Origin of the sequence: Streptomyces sp. NPDC001549 (genome assembly GCF_042894025.1) — a bacterium.
Taxonomy (GTDB): Bacteria; Actinomycetota; Actinomycetes; order Streptomycetales; family Streptomycetaceae; genus Streptomyces; species Streptomyces kutzneri.
The window spans coordinates 1-17,892 of the sequence record NZ_JBIAVJ010000018.1 but is presented as its reverse complement, the minus strand read 5'-3'; the positions used below and the strand labels follow the sequence as shown (position 1 = coordinate 17,892).

Annotated in this window: 10 protein-coding genes, 1 tRNA gene and 1 rRNA gene; 1 reads left to right on the top strand and 11 read right to left on the bottom strand. The window is 70.0% G+C overall.

Going from position 1 to position 17,892, the window contains the following annotated elements; genetic code table 11:
• Positions 1–23: 23 nt before the first annotated feature.
• The 8 genes from ACFY04_RS26475 to ACFY04_RS26440 all read right to left on the bottom strand — a co-directional run bounded on the left by ACFY04_RS26475 (position 24) and on the right by ACFY04_RS26440 (position 13,876).
• Positions 24–404 (bottom strand): helix-turn-helix domain-containing protein, encoded by a 381-nt coding sequence (locus ACFY04_RS26475; RefSeq protein ID WP_030012484.1) that lies wholly within the window; start codon positions 402–404, stop codon positions 24–26.
• Positions 405–513: 109 nt separating this feature from the next.
• Positions 514–1,029, bottom strand: a complete 516-nt coding sequence (locus ACFY04_RS26470; protein ID WP_389120513.1) for a CinA family protein — start codon at positions 1,027–1,029, stop codon at positions 514–516.
• Positions 1,030–1,076: 47 nt separating this feature from the next.
• Entirely contained in the window at positions 1,077–1,745 is a 669-nt protein-coding gene (gene pgsA / locus ACFY04_RS26465) for a CDP-diacylglycerol--glycerol-3-phosphate 3-phosphatidyltransferase (protein ID WP_389120235.1), read from the bottom strand.
• A complete protein-coding gene (rimO, locus tag ACFY04_RS26460) occupies positions 1,742–3,229 on the bottom strand; it encodes a 30S ribosomal protein S12 methylthiotransferase RimO (RefSeq protein WP_389120234.1) in 1,488 nt (495 codons plus the stop codon). Before rimO ends, pgsA begins: the two co-directional genes overlap by 4 nt.
• Positions 3,230–3,355: 126 nt before the next feature.
• Complete coding sequence (locus ACFY04_RS26455) at positions 3,356–4,252, bottom strand: RodZ domain-containing protein (RefSeq protein ID WP_389120231.1); 897 nt, start codon at positions 4,250–4,252, stop codon at positions 3,356–3,358.
• Positions 4,253–4,472: 220 nt separating this feature from the next.
• A complete protein-coding gene (locus tag ACFY04_RS26450) occupies positions 4,473–7,268 on the bottom strand; it encodes a DNA translocase FtsK (RefSeq protein ID WP_389120228.1) in 2,796 nt (931 codons plus the stop codon).
• Between the two features lie 115 nt (positions 7,269–7,383).
• A complete protein-coding gene (locus ACFY04_RS26445; RefSeq protein WP_189738679.1) occupies positions 7,384–8,067 on the bottom strand; it encodes a two-component system response regulator in 684 nt (227 codons plus the stop codon).
• A gap of 274 nt (positions 8,068–8,341) precedes the next feature.
• Complete coding sequence (locus tag ACFY04_RS26440; protein WP_389120225.1) at positions 8,342–13,876, bottom strand: HAMP domain-containing protein; 5,535 nt, start codon at positions 13,874–13,876, stop codon at positions 8,342–8,344.
• 168 nt (positions 13,877–14,044) lie between these two features.
• Here ACFY04_RS26440 and ACFY04_RS26435 point away from each other — a divergent pair, with 168 nt between their 5' ends.
• Positions 14,045–16,630 (top strand): SpoIIE family protein phosphatase, encoded by a 2,586-nt coding sequence (locus ACFY04_RS26435; protein ID WP_389120223.1) that lies wholly within the window; start codon positions 14,045–14,047, stop codon positions 16,628–16,630.
• Between the two features lie 102 nt (positions 16,631–16,732).
• Here the strand turns inward: ACFY04_RS26435 and ACFY04_RS26430 are convergent, their stop codons facing one another.
• The 3 genes from ACFY04_RS26430 to rrf all read right to left on the bottom strand — a co-directional run bounded on the left by ACFY04_RS26430 (position 16,733) and on the right by rrf (position 17,752).
• Entirely contained in the window at positions 16,733–17,347 is a 615-nt protein-coding gene (locus ACFY04_RS26430) for an HdeD family acid-resistance protein (RefSeq protein WP_389120221.1), read from the bottom strand.
• Between the two features lie 207 nt (positions 17,348–17,554).
• Positions 17,555–17,630, bottom strand: a tRNA-Thr gene (locus tag ACFY04_RS26425).
• A 5-nt stretch (positions 17,631–17,635) separates the two neighbouring features.
• Positions 17,636–17,752 (bottom strand): 5S ribosomal RNA (gene rrf, locus ACFY04_RS26420).
• Between the last annotated feature and the right edge of the window lie 140 nt (positions 17,753–17,892).

Here is a 17,892-nt window from a genome sequence, read left to right as displayed (position 1 = left end):
CGCTCAAACACGCACGTGCTCGCTCACGCGGCTACGACATTCACCGCTTCCGCAGGCGCCTTGATGGTCACCCGCTCCGGCCCACCCGTGACCGAAGCCATGGAGACCGAATTGAGCATCGGGCGGACCGGCACACTCACCGGTTCGCTTGCCGCGGCCGACTGTGCCAGCTCGGCCAGCGACAGTTCATCACTGACTTCGCGCATCAGCTCGGACATCCGTACGTCCAACGCGTCGCAGATCGCGGAGAGCAGCTCGGAGGATGCCTCCTTCTGCCCCCGCTCCACCTCGGAGAGATAGCCGAGAGAAACTCGGGCCGACGAGGAGACTTCGCGCAGAGTACGGCCCTGGCGCTGGCGCTGCCGACGCAGCACGTCACCCAGCAGGCGACGGAGCAGAATCATCGGTGGCTCCCTCCTCTGACCGTGTAGCCGCATCCTTCACGCCCCACCGTACCGCCTCGCGCCGCGGCCGTGCGGGGAGCGATGTCGTGTTCACTCAGGGCTGCAAACATCAAATCCCCCCGTTCTGTTCCGTATCCTGCCTCCGCGCATTCTCGCGGAGTTGGTCCGAGAGAAGCCTGAGCACTGTGCGTGCACTCTCCCTACGGATTTCCGCGCGGGAGCCTTTCAACCTCAGACGGACCGTTTTCCTGCCCCCTGGACCGTCCACCGCGACGAAAACGGTGCCCACCGGCTGCCCGTCCTGCGGCTCCGGGCCGGCCACTCCGGTGGTCGAGATCCCCCACGAAGCGCCCATCACGCGCCGCACGCCCGCCGCCATCTCCGCCGCGACCTGCGCGTTCACCGCGCCTTCGGCTTCGAGCAGTCCCGCGTCCACCCCGAGGACCAGGTGCTTGATCTCCGTCGCGTACGCCGTGACCGAGCCGCGGAAGGACCGGGAGGCTCCGGGGACGGCCGTGAGCTCGGCGGCCACCATGCCGCCGGTCAGCGATTCCGCCACAGCAAGGGTCTGGTCACTCTCCGCAAGCAGGTGCAGCGCATCCGCTGCCACTCCGGCCGCACCCACCGCTCCCGAAGCGGCTTCCGCCGCCGGAAAATCCCCCGCCGCGTGGGTCACCGCGCGGCCCGCTCCGCAGCCCGCTCCTCGGCGAGACCCTGGCGGCGCAGCACGACCGCCTCCCGGATGTAGTCCAAACCGGTGACGACGGTCAGCACGACGGCGATCGCCATCACCCAGAAGCGCATGGTCGCCAGCGCCCCGGTCAACGCGAGTACGTACATGCCCACGGCCGTTCCCTGGGCCAGGGTCTTCAGCTTTCCGCCCCGGCTGGCCGGAATCACTCCGTAGCGGATGACCCAGAAGCGGAGCAGGGTGATCCCGAGCTCGCGTCCGAGGATCACCCCGGTCACCCACCAGGGGAGGTCACCGAGCCAGGAGAGACAGATCAGCGCCGACCCCATGATCGCCTTGTCGGCGATGGGGTCGGCGATCTTGCCGAAGTCCGTGACCAGGTTGTACGTCCGGGCCAGGTGCCCGTCGAAGATGTCCGTGATCATGGCCACGGCGAACGCCGCCCAGGCCCAGGCCCGCCAGGCCGGGTCGTAGCCGCCGTCGGCGAGCAGCAGGAGGACGAAGCCCGGCACGAGCACGAGCCGGATCATCGTCAGGATGTTGGCGATGTTCCACAGGCTGGCCTGATTGACCGCCGCGGCCCCCAGCTTCGCGCCGGGTACGGGCCGGCGGCCGGTCCCGCCCGCCGCAGATGCCGGGACTCCGGTCATCCGGCCGCCTCCTCAAGATCCATGCCGAGGGGCTCGGCCACCAGGTCCACGCCCAGGGTGCCGACCACCTTTGCCGTGACGATACGCCCGGGGACCAGGCCCGTGCTGTCGGTGAAGACCACCTGGCCGTCCGTTTCGGGCGCCTGGTGCGCGGCGCGCCCGTAGGCGCCCTCGCCGTCCTCGTCGACCGCTTCCACGGTCTCGACGAGCACTTCGAGGGTCTCCCCGATGCGCTCCTCGGCACGCTGCGAGGTGAGCTCCTCGGCGAGCCGCTGCATGTGCGCGAGCCGCTCGGCGATCGTGTCCTCGTCCAGCTTGTTCTCGTAGGTGACGGCCTCGGTGCCGTCCTCGTCGGAGTAGCCGAAGACGCCGATGGCGTCGAGGCGCGCGTGGGTGAGGAAACGCTCCAGCTCGGCGAAGTCCGATTCCCTCTCGCCGGGGAAGCCGACGATGAAGTTGGAGCGGACGCCGGCCGTCGGGGCCTTGGAGCGGATGGTGTCCAGCAGCTCCAGGAAGCGGTCGGTGTCACCGAAGCGGCGCATGGCGCGCAGCACGTCGGGGGCCGAGTGCTGGAAGGACAGGTCGAAGTACGGCACGACCTTGGGGGTCGAGGTGAGTACGTCGATCAGGCCGGGCCGCATCTCGGCGGGCTGGAGGTAGCTGACGCGCACGCGCTCGATGCCGTCCACCTCGGCCAGCTCCGGCAGCAGGGTCTCCAGCAGCCGGATGTCGCCGAGGTCCTTGCCGTACGAGGTGTTGTTCTCGGAGACCAGCATGATCTCCTTGACGCCCTGCTCGGCGAGCCAGCGGGTCTCGCCCAGCACATCGCTGGGGCGGCGGGAGATGAAGGAGCCGCGGAAGGACGGGATGGCGCAGAAGGAGCAGCGCCGGTCGCAGCCGGAGGCCAGCTTGACCGAGGCGACCGGGCTCTTGTCCAGGCGGCGGCGCAGGGGCGCGCGCGGACCCGAGGCGGGCGCGAGCCCGTCCGGCAGGTCGGCGGGGGCCTCGGCGGGCTCCTGGGCGTGTCCCGGGAGGGAGACCTCGGCGGCCTGGCGCTCGGCCGGGCTGATCGGCAGCAGCTTGCGCCGGTCGCGCGGGGTGTGGGAGGCGTGGATGCCGCCGTTGAGGATGGTCTGGAGGCGGTCGGAGATGTCGGCGTAGTCGTCGAAACCGAGGACTCCGTCGGCCTCGGGGAGCGCTTCGGCGAGTTCCTTGCCGTAGCGCTCGGCCATACAGCCGACGGCGACGACGGCCTGGGTCTTGCCGTGATCCTTGAGATCGTTGGCTTCCAGCAGGGCGTCTACGGAGTCCTTTTTGGCGGCTTCGACGAAGCCGCAGGTGTTGACGACGGCTACGTCCGCATCGGCGGCGTCCTCGACGAGCTCCCAGCCATCCGCCGCCAAGCGGCCTGCGAGCTCCTCCGAGTCCACCTCGTTACGGGCGCAGCCAAGAGTGACAAGGGCGACGGTACGGCGTTCGGGCATGGACTCAAGACTACTTCGTCCCGGCGTCGGCCCCTGCCGCAAGTCCCCGTACAGCAAGATCCCCGGGGTGCGGCGCAGCACCCCGGGGATCCGGATTCAAGCCTTCCGCCCTAGGGCGGTCCCGCGTCAGCCCGCCTGGGGCTGGTCCTGGGCAGGGTCGGCCTTCGTGTATTTCAGACGCTCCACCTGACCCGGCTGGAAGTCGTCCTTGATCTCCTTGCCGTTCACGAAGAGCTTCACGGCCCCGGCGTCGCCGAGCACGAGGTCGACGGACTCCTTGTCCGTGAAGGTCTTGGACTCACCCTGCGCGAGGGTGCCGTCGAAGAGCAGCCGGCCGGTGGAGTCCTTCGCGGAGATCCAGCTCTCGCCCGTGTCGGCCGTCAGGACCACGGTGACGAGGTCCTTGGGCGCGGCGGCGATCGCACTGTCCGAGGGCTCCGGCTTGGGCGCCGCCGGGGTCTGCGGGGGCTGGGCGGCCGGCTTGGCGCCGGTCTGCTTGGGTGCGGGCTTGGGGGAGGCGGAACCTTCCGCCACGGGGCGCTTGTCCTTCTCGTCGCCACCGCTGAAGGCGGTGAAGCCCACGAAGCCGATCACGGCGACGATGGCGGCGACCATGGCCGCGGTCCAGTTGGGCCGCTGCCGCTCGGGGCGGATCCGCTCGGCTTCGAACATCGGCGCGGCGGGCGTGGGTGCCGGCCGGCCGCCGTGGGCCGCGTCGTAGCTCTCGACCAGGGGTGCCGGATCGAGGTTGACGGCGCGGGCGAGCGTACGGATGTGACCGCGGGCGTAGACGTCGCCGCCGCACCGCGTGAAGTCGTCCTCTTCGATCGCGTGCACGATCGGGATGCGCACGCGGGTGGTGGAACTGACCTCGTCGACTGTGAGCCCGGCGGCGATCCGGGCCTTCTTGAGGGCCGTCCCGATGGACGGTCCTTCGACGGGACGTTCGACGATGCGGTCCTCGGACCGGTCGTCGGTCGAAGGCCGCTCTTCTTCGGGGGAGTTGGAGTTGCCGATGGACACGTGGGCGCCTTTCGAGCGTGTAGCCACCTGCTGGAAGTCCAGTCTAGGGGGGTGACGAAAGGGTGGAGCAACCGGAGGGTGCACTCCCTACGCCATCCGAATGGCGAAGGGAGGTCATGCTCGGGTGCGGCGGCCCGGCGCTGTGAGCGATCTCGTGCGCCTACCGCCACCTCTCTTCAACTTGACGCGGGCCCAAGGGAAACGGTTGCCCGGGATTTGATTACGGATGGGCCTCACCGCGGATGACGGCGAGCACTCCGTCCAGGTCATCGGCCTTCAGCAGGACGTCGCGCGCCTTCGAACCCTCGCTCGGGCCGACGATTCCCCGCGACTCCATGAGGTCCATGAGCCGCCCGGCCTTCGCGAAACCCACCCGCAGTTTGCGCTGGAGCATCGAGGTGGACCCGAACTGCGTGGAGACCACCAGCTCCGCCGCCTGGCACAGCAGGTCCAGGTCGTCACCGATGTCCTCGTCGATCTCCTTCTTCTGCTTCTGCCCGACGGTGACGTCGTCCCGGAAGACGGGCGCCATCTGGTCCTTGCAGTGCTGGACGATCCCGGCGATCTCGTCCTCGGTGACGAAGGCGCCCTGCAGGCGGACCGGCTTGTTCGCGCCCATCGGCAGGAACAGCCCGTCGCCCTTGCCGATCAGCTTCTCGGCGCCCGGCTGGTCGAGGATGACCCGGCTGTCGGCGAGCGAGGAGGTGGCGAAGGCCAGCCGCGAGGGCACGTTCGCCTTGATCAGGCCGGTGACCACGTCCACCGAGGGCCGCTGGGTGGCGAGCACCAGGTGGATGCCGGCGGCGCGGGCCAGCTGGGTGATGCGGACGATCGAGTCCTCGACGTCACGCGGGGCCACCATCATCAGGTCGGCGAGCTCGTCGACGATCACCAGCAGGTACGGGTACGGGCTGAGCTCCCGCTCGCTGCCCGGCGGCAGTTTGATCTTGCCGTCCCGGATGGCCTGGTTGAAGTCGTCGATGTGCCGGTAGCCGAAGGCGGCCAGGTCGTCGTAGCGCAGGTCCATCTCGCGCACGACCCACTGGAGCGCCTCGGCGGCCCGCTTGGGGTTGGTGATGATCGGCGTGATCAGGTGCGGGATGCCCTCGTACGCCGTCAGCTCGACCCGCTTGGGGTCCACGAGGACCATCCGGACCTCCTCCGGGGTGGCCCGGACCATGACCGAGGTGATCAGGCAGTTGATGCAGGAGGACTTGCCGGAACCGGTGGCCCCGGCGACCAGCACGTGCGGCATCTTGGCGAGGTTGGCCATGACGTAGCCGCCCTCGACGTCCTTGCCGAGCGCGACCAGCATCGGGTGGTCGTCCTCGGCCGCGTCCGCGAGGCGCAGCACGTCACCGAGGTTGACCATCTCGCGGTCGGTGTTCGGGATCTCGATACCGACCGCGGACTTGCCCGGGATCGGGCTGATGATCCGGACGTCCGGCGAGGCCACGGCATACGCGATGTTCTTGGTCAGCGCGGTGATCCGCTCGACCTTGACCGCGGCGCCCAGGGTGACCTCGTACCGGGTGACGGTCGGGCCCCGGGTGAAGCCGGTGACGTCCGCGTCGACCTTGAACTCGGTGAACACGTTGCGCAGCGAGGCGACCACCGCGTCGTTGGCGGCGCTGCGGGTCTTGCCCGGCCCGCCCTTCTCCAGCAGGTCGAGCGAGGGCAGCGCGTACGTGATGTCCCCGCGCAGCTGGAGCTGCTCGGCGCGCGGCGGCAGCGCCTGGGTCTGCGGCGGGGCCTTGGTCAGGTCGGGCACCGACAGCGTCCCGGAGGCCGCGGCGGTGGTGGCGTGCGGCTGCCCGGCGGCGGGTTCGGAGGCGCGCTCGGGGGCGCCCGCGGGGGTGGTGTCCGGTACGGGACGCTCCGCGCGGGCGGTCGGCACCGGAGCGGTGGGCTCCGCACCCTCCCGCTCGGCGGTGATCCCCTGCGTGAGGTCGGCGACGAGCGGGGAGGGCGGCATTCCGCCGTAGACCACCCCGTCCAGCGCGGCGGCGGCCGCCGCGGCCACGTCGACGGCGTCCATCCCCCGCTCCATGGCGGGCCGGGCCGCGGTCCTGCGGGGCCTGCGCCGCCGGGCGAGCGCCTCCTCCTCGGCCTCGTCCGCGGGGTCGCCGGAGCCCTCACCGGCTCCGCCACGGGCCCGCCACTGCTCCGGGTCGTGCCGCTCGCCGGCGGCGCCCCCGGCCTCGCCGTAGCCCTCGTCGTACTCGTTCGGGGCGATGATCCCGAGCCGGATGCCCAGCCTGCGCAGCCGCTGCGGGATCGCGTTGACCGGGGTCGCCGTGACCACGAGCAGCCCGAAGATCGTGAGCAGCACCAGCATGGGCACGGCCAGCGGCGCGCCCATGGTGAAGATCAGCGGCTTGGAGGCGCCCCAGCCGATGAGCCCGCCCGCGTTCTGCATCGCGGTGGTGCCCTCGTCCCGGCCGGGCGCCCCGCAGGCGATGTGGACCAGGCCCAGGACGCCGATGACGAGGGCGGACAGCCCGATGCCGATGCGGCCGTTGGCATCGGGCTGCTCGGGATGGCGGATGAAACGCACCGCCATGACGCCGAGCAGGATCGGCACGAGCAGATCCAGCCGTCCGAAGAGACCGGTGATCAGCATCGTGACCAGATCCCCGACGGGACCGCTCAGATTCGACCAGGTACCGGCGGCGACGATCAGCGCGAGGGCGAGCAGCAGCAGCGCCACGCCGTCCTTGCGGTGCGCGGGGTCGAGGTTCTTGGCCCCCTGGCCGATCCCGCGGAAGACAGCGCCGACCGCGTGCGCGCAGCCCAGCCAGACGGCGCGCACCAGCCGCACCACACCCCCGGTCGGGGAGGGCGCGGGCTTGGCCGCGACCTTCTTGACCGGGGCGCGCTTGGCGGCAGCGGCCTTCTTGGCCGGGGGCTTGCGCGCGGGCGCGGCCTTCTTCGCCGGCGCCGTCGTACGGCCGGTGCGGCCCTTCGCGGTGCCCGCAGTGCTCTGGGAACCCTTACCGGACGTACGTGAGGCCATGGGCCCGAGGTTACCGGTGCGCGCGCCGGTGGACACGCGTGCCCACCCCTTCACCCGTTCGTGTCGTCAGCTCCGTAGCCGCTTTGACACACCGCCAGTACCGACCCGCGCACGGTCAGTTCTGCGCGGGCAGGACCGAAGCCCCTCCGGCGGTCCCGGGCTCCAGCGCGTCGAGTGCCCTCCGCAGCCCGGTGAGTTTGCGCTCCAGGTGGGCCGCGGTCGCCACCACGCCGGCGTCGGCCGAGTCCTCGCCGAGCTGCTTGGTCAGCGCCTCGGCCTGCTCCTCGACCGCCGCGAGCCGGGCGGAGAGCTCGGCCAGCAGTCCGGCCGTCTCCTTGCCCGCGTCCACGCCGTTGGAGCTGCCGCCCTCCAGCTGGAGCCGCAGCAGGGCCGCCTGCTCCCGCAGTTGGCAGTTCTTCGTGTACAGCTCCACGAAGACCGAGACCTTGGCCCGCAGCACCCACGGGTCGAAAGGCTTGGAGATGTAGTCGACCGCACCCGCCGCGTAGCCGCGGAACGTGTGGTGCGGACCATGGTTGATCGCGGTGAGGAAGATGATCGGGATGTCCCGGGTCCGTTCCCGCCGCTTGATGTGCGCGGCCGTTTCGAATCCGTCCATGCCCGGCATCTGGACATCCAGCAGGATGACCGCGAAATCGTCCGTCAGCAGCGCTTTGAGCGCTTCCTCCCCCGACGACGCCCGGACCAGTGTCTGATCGAGCGCGGAGAGGATGGCCTCCAGCGCCAGCAGATTCTCCGGCCGGTCGTCGACCAGGAGGATCTTGGCCTTCTGCACCATGCCCTGTCCTCCTCGCCCCGGCATGGGGCCTCCCCGGCTCCGGGCTCCGGCCTGTGCGCCGGGCCCCGCCCCAGAGGACGGCATCCTTGCGCCGTCCGTCCTTGTGCCGGTCATCGTAGCCCCAGTCCCGAGATCGCCACACCCTGTCACCGAGATGTCACTGTGCACGAAGCGGAAACGCGGTGGGAGAGCAGAAGGTTCCCCGTTCACGGCCCTCTCACACCGCCCCGGGCGCAGTGGATCGGAGATCTGTGTCCTTCCGCTCTCCCGGCGATCACTTGCCGCGCATCCACTGCTCCATCACCGACAGCAGGTAGTCGGGATCGACCGGCTTCGTGACGTAGTCGGAAGCACCGGAGTCGATCGCCTTCTCCCGGTCCCCCTTCATCGCCTTCGCCGTCAGCGCGATGATCGGCAGCCCGGCGAACTGCGGCATCCGCCGGATCGCCGAGGTCGTCGCGTACCCGTCCATCTCGGGCATCATGATGTCCATCAGTACGACTGTCACATCGTCGTGCTGCTCCAGGACTTCGATGCCCTCCCGCCCGTTCTCCGCGTACAGCACGGCCAGTCCGTGCTGCTCCAGCACGCTGGTGAGCGCGAAGACGTTGCGTACGTCGTCGTCGACGATGAGCACCTTCTCGCCGTGGAAGTCGTACGTCCGGGGCACCACCGGAAGTTCCTCGTCCGCGCTGCCCCAGCCGTCCTCGGCCCCCACCACGTTCGGCTGGCCCGGCACCGCCGTACGCGGCTCCAGATCGCTCGCCGCCTTGCGCCGCCGCCGGAACAGCGCGGCCCCGCCGCCCTGCCCCTGCCCGGCCGGCTCGGCCGCCGACAGCGCCGGCCGCACCGGCTGCGCCTGCACCGACGGCATGGCCGCCGGCCCTGCCTGGGCGCCCGGCAGCACCGGCCGGCCCGCGGCCGGCGACCTGCGGTACAGCTCGCCACGGGCGCCACCGGGGGTCGGCGGCGCGTACCCCTGCGGAGGCAGCTCGCTCGGGTGCAGCGGCAGGTACAGCGTGAAGGTGGACCCGCGGCCGGGCTCGCTGGCCGCGTGGATCTCCCCGCCCAGCAGCCGGGCGATCTCCCGGCTGATGGACAGCCCCAGCCCGGTGCCGCCGTACTTGCGGCTCGTCGTCCCGTCCGCCTGCTTGAACGCCTCGAAGATCACCAGCATCTTGCTCGCGGCGATCCCGATCCCGGTGTCGGTGACCGAGAAGGCGATCAGGTCCGCGTCCGCCTCCCGCAGCGAACCGGCCTCCAGCAGCTGCTCGCGGATCGCGCTGGGCACATCGGCGCCGGCCGGCCGGATCACCAGCTCCACCGCCCCGGTGTCGGTGAACTTCACCGCGTTGGACAGCAGGTTGCGCAGCACCTGGAGCAGCCGCTGCTCGTCGGTGTGCAGCGTGGCGGGCAGCTCCGGGGAGACCCGTACCGAGAAGTCCAGGCCCTTCTCCGCCGTCAGCGGCCGGAAGGTCGCCTCCACGTAGTCCACGAGCTGGACCAGCGCGATCCGGGTCGGCGAGACGTCCATCTTCCCGGCCTCGACCTTCGACAGGTCGAGGATGTCGTTGATCAGCTGCAGCAGGTCCGAACCCGCGCCGTGGATGGTCTCGGCGAACTCCACCTGCTTCGGCGAGAGGTTCCCCTCCGCGTTGTCGGCGAGCAGCTTGGCCAGGATCAGCAGCGAGTTGAGCGGGGTCCGCAGCTCGTGCGACATGTTCGCCAGGAACTCGGACTTGTAGCGCATCGAGACCGCGAGCTGCTCGGCACGCTCCTCCAGGACCTGCCGGGCCTCCTCGATCTCGGTGTTCTTCACCTCGATGTCCCGGTTCTGCTGGGCCAGCAGCTCGGCCTTCTCCTCCAGCTCCGCGTTGGCGGCCTGCAGGGCCTTCTGCCGGTTCTCCAGCTCGTCGGAGCGCTCGCGCAGCTGCTCGGTCATCTCCTGCGACTGCTTCAGCAGCATCTCCGTCTTGGAGTTGACGCTGATGGTGTTGACGCTCGTACCGATCATCTCGGCGATCTGGCTGAGGAAGTCCTTCTGGATCTGGGTGAAGGGCGTGAAGGAGGCCAGTTCGATGACGCCGAGCACCTTCCCCTCGAAGAGCACCGGCAGCACGATCACGTGCGCCGGCGGCGCCTCGCCCAGGCCCGAGGAGATCTTCAGGTAGCCGGGCGGGGTGTTCTCGACGAGGATCATCCGCTTCTCCTCGGCGACCGCCCCGATCAGCCCCTCCCCCGGCCGGAAGGAGATGGGCATCTGACCGCCCGCGTACGCGTAACTCCCGCGCATCCGCAGCTCGTACGAGCCGTCCGCGCCCCCCTCCGTCCCGATCTCGGTGGTACCGCCGGCGGGCAGCGCCAGGAAGAAGGCGCCGTGCTGCGCGGAGACCACCGGGGTCAGCTCGCTCATGATCAGCGAGGCCACGTCGTCGAGCTCCCGGCGGCCCTGCATCAGGGCGGAGATCCGGGCGAGGTTGCCCTTGAGCCAGTCCTGCTCCTTGTTGGCCAAGGTGGTGTCGCGCAGGTTCGCGATCATCGTGTTGATGTTGTCCTGGAGGACCTGGATCTCGCCCGCCGCGTCCACGTCGATCTTCAGGTTGAGATCGCCGCGGGTCACCGCGGTGGCCACGGCCGCGATCGCGCGCACCTGCCTGGTGAGGTTCCCGGCCATCTCGTTCACGGACTCGGTCAGGTCCCGCCAGGTGCCGTCGACGTCCCGGACCCGGGCCTGACCGCCCAGGATGCCCTCGGTGCCCACCTCACGGGCCACCCGCGTCACCTGGTCGGCGAAGGAGGACAGCTGGTCGACCATCGTGTTGATGGTGGTCTTGAGCTCCAGGATCTCGCCGCGCGCATCGATGTCGATCTTCTTGGTCATGTCGCCCTTGGCGATGGCGGTCGTGACCATGGCGATCTGCCGCACCTGACCGGTGAGGTTGGAGGCCATGAAGTTCACCGAGTCGGTGAGGTCCTTCCACGTCCCCGAGACGCCCGGCACGTGCGCCTGGCCGCCCAGGCGGCCCTCCGTACCCACCTCGCGGGCCACCCGGGTCACCTCGTCCGCGAACGAGGACAGGGTCTTCACCATCGTGTTGACGGTGTCGGCGAGCTGCGCGACCTCGCCGCGCGCCTCGACCGTGACCTTCTTCGTCAGATCGCCGTTGGCGACCGCCGCCGAGACCTGCGAGATGTTGCGCACCTGCGAGGTCAGGTTGTTGGCCATCAGGTTGACGTTGTCGGTCAGGTCCTTCCAGATGCCCGTCACCCCGCGCACCCGGGCCTGGCCGCCCAGGATGCCCTCGGAGCCCACCTCACGCGCCACCCGCGTCACCTGCTCCGCGAAGGATGACAGCTGGTCCACCATCGTGTTGACGGTGGTGACCAGTTCGAGGATCTCGCCCTTGGCATCGACGGTGATCTTCTTGGAGAGATCGCCCATGGCCACGGCCGTGGTCACCTCGGCGATGTTGCGCACCTGGGACGTCAGGTTGTTCGCCATGAAGTTGACGGACTGGGTGAGGTCCTTCCAGGTACCGGAGACCCCCTTCACCTCCGCCTGGCCGCCGAGGATGCCCTCGGTGCCCACCTCGCGCGCCACGCGCGTCACCTGCTCCGCGAAGTTCGAGAGCTGGTCGACCATCGTGTTGAGGGTGTTCTTCAGTTCCAGGATCTCACCCCGGGCGTCCACATCGATCTTCTGCGACAGGTCACCGCGGGCCACCGCCGTCGCGACCTGGGCGATGTTGCGCACCTGCGAGGTCAGGTTCCCGGCCATGCCGTTCACGGAGTCCGTCAGGTCACGCCATACGCCGGCCACCCCGGGCACCTGCGCCTGACCGCCCAGCCGGCCCTCGGTACCCACGTCGCGGGCCACCCGGGTCACCTGCTCGGCGAAGGCCGAGAGCTGGTCGACCATCGTGTTGATGGTGTTCTTCAGCTCCAGGATCTCACCCCGGGCGTCCACATCGATCTTCTGCGACAGGTCGCCCCGCGCCACCGCCGTCGTCACCTGGGCGATCTGGCGCACCTGCGAGGTCAGGTTCCCGGCCATGAAGTTGACGGAGTCGGTGAGCTCCTTCCAGGTGCCGGACACCCCCTCCACCCGGGCCTGGCCGCCGAGCCGGCCCTCCGTACCCACGTCCCGCGCCATCCGCGTGACCTGGTCGGCGAAGGAGGACAGCTGGTCCACCATCGTGTTCACGGTGTTCTTCAGCTGGAGCATCTCGCCGGAGACGTCCACGGTGACCTTCTGCGACAGGTCACCGTTGGCCACCGCCGTCGTCACCTGCGCGATGTTGCGCACCTGCCCGGTGAGGTTGCGGAAGGCGGTGTTCACCGAGTCGGTGAGGTCCTTCCACGTCCCCGCCGCCCCCGGCACCTGCGCCTGGCCGCCCAGTTCACCCTCGACGCCGACCTCACGGGCCACACGCGTCACTTCCGCGCCGAAGGAAGACAGCTGGTCCACCATCGTGTTGACGGTGTTCTTCAACTCCAGCATCTCGCCGGCCACGTCGACCGTGACCTTCTGCGACAGGTCGCCGTTCGCCACCGCCGTCGTCACCTGCGCGATGTCCCGCACCTGCGTCGTGAGGTTGCGGAAGACCGTGTTCACCGAGTCGGTGAGGTCCTTCCACGTCCCCGCCGCCCCCGGCACCTGCGCCTGGCCGCCGAGCAGACCCTTGGCCCCGACCTCGCTGGCCACACGCGTGACCTCGTCCGCGAAGGTCCGTAGCGTCTCGGTCATCTGATTGATCGTTTCGGCCAGCTGCGCCACCTCGCCGCGCGCGCTGACCCGTACCTTCTGAGACAGGTCGCCGTTCGCGACCGCCGTGGTCACCTGCGCGATCCCGCGCACCTGGGCCGTCAGGTTCCCGGCCATGGTGTTGACCGAGTCGGTCAGGTCCTTCCACACACCTGCGACCCCGGGCACCTTCGCCTGGCCGCCCAGCTCGCCCTCCGTACCCACCTCGCGGGCGACGCGGGTCACCTCGGAGGAGAAGGACGACAGCTGGTCCACCATCGTGTTCACGGTGTTCTTCAGCTGGAGCATCTCGCCGGCCACGTGCACCGTGACCTTGCGCGACAGATCGCCCTTGGCGACCGCCGTCGTGACGAGAGCGATGTCACGCACCTGAGCGGTGAGCCGGTACGCCATCGTGTTGACGGAGTCGGTCAGATCCTTCCAGGAACCCGACATCCCGCGCACCTGGGCCTGACCACCGAGCTTGCCCTCGGTACCCACCTCCAGCGCGACACGCGTCACCTCGTCGGTGAACGCGGACAGCTGGTCGACCAGGTTGTTGACCGTGCGCCCGACCTTCAGGAACTCCCCGCGCAGCGGATGCCCGGCCCCCTCGGCCGCCTGGGTCCGCAGATCCATCCGCTGGTCCAGATCGCCCTCGGCCACCGCCGACAGCACCCGGCCCACCTCGGACACCGGCCGGGCCAGATCGTCCACCAGCTGGTTCGAGGCGTCGATCGCGGCCGCCCAGGAGCCCTCACAGGCACCCGTTTCCAGCCGTTCGCTCAGCTTGCCCTCGCGGCCCACCATCCGCCGCACCCGGGACAGCTCCCCGGTCAGGTGGAGATTACGGTCGGCGACCTCGTTGTAGACGGCGGCGATCTCCGCCATCACGCCCTCGCCGGACACCGTCAGCCGCTTGCGGAAATTCCCGTCCCGCATCGACACCAGGGCCGTGAGCAGCCGGTTCAGTGCGGCGGTATCGACCTCCGTCGTACCACTGCGCCGGGAACGTCCGCCCTTCGGCCGCGTTCCCGTACGCCGTACCGCTGCGCCAGACTCCACCGTGTCCCTCCCGAAAGGGTCGACCACTTTTCCACCGGACGCCTGACTCGTCACAAGCCGGCTCTGCAAGCCTGCCCAGTGTTTCACCCTGGCCGAACCCGGCCATAACACTTCGGCACCATCGCACACCCGCCGTACCCTGCGGGTGGAATCCCCGACGACGGCACCATGCCGACCGCGAAGGTAAGTAACCTGGCACCCGATGTCCAACCGCGTCGAAGGAGACTCGTGATCACGGCACGGGCGGCTGCCAGCTTCGATCCCCTCGGGCGCTCGGTCGCCGCCGCCCGCGGGTTCGTCCGCGACACCCTGCACGGCTGGGGCTTCGCGGACATCGTCGACGACGCGGTGGTCCTCACCAGCGAGCTCGTCACCAATGCCGTGGTCCACGCCGGCACCCGGGCCGAGGTCCTGTGCCTGCGCGCCGAAGGCGGCGTACGGGTCGAGGTCGCCGACCGGTATCCGGAGCGCGAGCTCCCGCTCCAGCACCCCGGCGAGCGCCCCTACGCCGACCCCGACCGCGAGAACGGCCGCGGCCTGATGCTGTGCGCCGCCCTCGCCACCCGCTGGGGCGTCGAGTACACCGCCACCCACAAGCACGTGTGGTTCCGCCTGGACCTGCCAGACCGGCCGGTCGGTACCCGCTCCGCGGGCCCCGTCGTCCCCGACCAGCTGCTGCCCCTGGCCGACAGCCGGGTCCGCGTCGCCGTCCTCCAGATCGACTCGGCCGACTCCATCTCCGCCTGGAACGAGGACGCGGAGCACATCTTCGGCCACCCCGCCGAGAAGGCGCTCGGCCGCCCGCTCGCCGAGCTCGCCGCCTGGCCCCAGACCCCCGGCACCGGAACCGGCATCGCCGAGGCCCTGCGCCTGTCCCGCTGGGAGGGCAGCTACGGCGTCCGCGGCGCCGACGGCCGCGTCATCCCGGTCTTCGCCTCACACCTGCGGGTCCGCGACGCCCACGGCGAACCGTCCATCGTCTGCCTCCTCGTCCACGACGACGAGCGCGCCCTGCTCCAGACCCCGGTGCGGGTACCCACCTCCGACAGCGGCCACTTCACCGACCCCCGCCCCACGGACCCGTTCGAGGTCTTCATCGGCTCCCCCGCCCCCGACGACCTCGACGGGCTCCTCCAGCGCACCGTGGAGCGCGCCCGCGACCTCCTCGACGCCGACGCCGCCTTCCTGCTGCTCGCCACCGACGACGAGACCGAGCTGGAGGTCCGCGCCACCACCGGTCTGCCCTCCACCCGCCAGCGCTTCGCCCGCGTCCCCGTCGAGGCCGGCACCAACCGCTACGGCTCCGCCCGCATGCCCGCCGTCCACGACGACCTCATCGCCTCCCCCGGAGCCGTGCCGCTCCTGGAGGCAACCGGCATGCGCTCCGCCGTCACCGTCCCCCTCAAGGTGGAAGGCCGCCTCACCGGCTCACTCGGCGTCGCCGCCGAAACCCCCGGCCGCTACTCCAACGAAGAGGCCCTGCACCTCCAGTTCGCCGCCGACCGCATCGCCCTCGCCGTCGAATCCGCCCGCCTCGGCGAACTGGAACGCCTGCGCCGCGGCTCCCTCTCCTTCCTCGTCGAGGCCTCCGACCTGCTGGCCGGCACCCTCGACCGGGACCAGACCCTGGCCCTGATGGCCCAGATGACCGTCCCGACCCTGGCCACCTGGTGCGCCGTCTACACGATCGCCGACCAGTCCTCCGACCCGTACCTCTCCTACGTCCTCCACGAGGACGAGGAACGCATCGACGGCCTCAAGGACCTGCTCTCCCGGGTCAGTCCGCCCGAACCGGTCCGCGAGGCCGGCGCCCGCCCCTGGGCCGAGGCGACCCTCGCGGTCGGCGGCGAGACCGTGGTCCTCCCCCTCCTGGCCCGCAACCGCGTGATCGGCATGCTGACCCTCGGCAAGCCGCGCGAGGAACACTTCCGCCAGGAGATCCTCGAACTCGCCGAGGACCTCTCCCGCCGCGCCGCCCTGGCCCTCGACAACGCCCGTCTGTACTCGGAGCGCACCGCGATCAGCCGCTCCCTCCAGCGCAGCCTGCTGCCGCCCGGCTCCCCCGCGATCCCCGGCATGGAGGTCGAGGTGATCTACCGCGCGGCCGGCGAGGGCAACGAGGTCGGCGGCGACTTCTACGACGTCTTCCCGATCCGCGACGGCGCGTACGGCTTCGCCATCGGCGACGTCTGCGGAACGGGCCCGGAGGCTGCCGCCGTCACGGGCCTCGCCCGGCACGCGCTGCGCCTGCTGGCCCGCGAGGGCCTCGGCGGCCCGGCGGTCCTCGAACGCCTCAACGCGGCCATCCTCGACGAGGGCGCCCGCAGCCGCTTCCTCACCCTCCTCTACGGCGAGCTCCACCCCCAGCCCGACGGCGGCGCCCTGATGAAGGTGGTCTGCGCGGGCCACCCGCTCCCGCTGCGCCTCCGCCCGAACGGCCAGGTCGACGCGGCCGCGGACCCGCAGCCGCTGCTGGGCGTGATCGAGGACCTGGACCTCTACGAACAGACCCTCACCCTCGACCCCGGCGATGTGCTGCTCTGCGTCACCGACGGCGTGACCGAACGCCGCGAGGGCACCCGCATGCTGGGCGACGACGGCCTCGCCGAGGTCCTCACCACCTGTACGGGCCTCACCGCGGGCGCGGTCGCCTCCCGCGTTCTGCGCGCGGTGGAACGCTTCGCCGCAGAACCCGCGTCGGACGACATGGCGATCCTCGCCTTCCGCGTCCCGGAACAGCGCACGGGCGAATAGGCGAAGAGCCGGCGCGTATTTCGGCAAGAAACCTGGGCCCGGCGTGCGCCGGGCCCAGGTTCAGGTCGGTTTCAGGAGTACGCGTACATCGACGCCCGGCGGTCACCCCGGACGGGCCGGCGTGATCCGGCGGGTGGAGGAACGCAGCGCGAAGGCCATCACCAGCTCGAACACGCCCAGCAGGACGAGCCAGAGCCCCAGCAGCCGGGTCAGGGCCACGGCGGAGTCCACCGGGAAGCAGAGTACGACGACTCCGGCGACGGCGCCGAGAGCACCCAGGCCGAACTGCAGGCCCCGGTGCACGAGCGTGTGGTCGGCGATCGCGGTGAACGCCGCGAGTACTCCGGACAGCAACCAGAACACTCCGATGATCAAGGACAGCGCGCCGATCGTCTGCATCGGATGACGCAGCACCAGGACGCCCGCGAGGAACGCAAGCATGGCGATCAGGACACCCGCCAGCCTGCTGCCGCCCTCACTGCTGTGCGAAAAGGCGGTGACGAACCGGAAGGCGCCCGCCACCAGGAGCTGCAGACCGATGATGACGGCCAGGATGTGCAGTGTCTCGTCGGGCCAGACGAGCACCAGGATGCCGGGGATCAGGGTCGCGAGGGCGAAGCCGAGCGCCCAGTGCCACGTGCTTCCGATGTGCTTGAGGACGTCCTCGGGGTCGCCCTGCGTGTGCTGTGGTGCCGCTGCGTCGGGGGGTACGGTCATCACGCCTCCTGGGCCAGCCGAGCGGCCCGTGGGGGCACCTCGAAGCCGCCGGACGTACCTTATCTACGCTTCACGTCCATGGTAGGCAGCTCTGCTGCGAACCCGCCCCTCCTGCCATCGGAGGCCCTGCCGGCCGTACGGCAGGAGCACGTCGTCCGTGCCGGAAAACAAAAAAGGCCCCCGCCAATTGGCGGGGGCCTTTTTCAGTGGAGCCCTTTAACGGAATCGAACCGTTGACCTTCTCCTTACCATGGAGACGCTCTACCGACTGAGCTAAAAGGGCGGGTTGTTCGGCGGCGTCCTACTCTCCCACAGGGTCCCCCCTGCAGTACCATCGGCGCTGAAAGGCTTAGCTTCCGGGTTCGGAATGTAACCGGGCGTTTCCCTAACGCTATGACCACCGAAACACTATGAAATTTGAACGCTGGCATGGACACAGCTGTTCGTTATTTCAGAACTAACACAGTGGACGCGAGCAACTGAGGACAAGCCCTCGGCCTATTAGTACCAGTCAGCTTCACCCGTTACCGGGCTTCCACATCTGG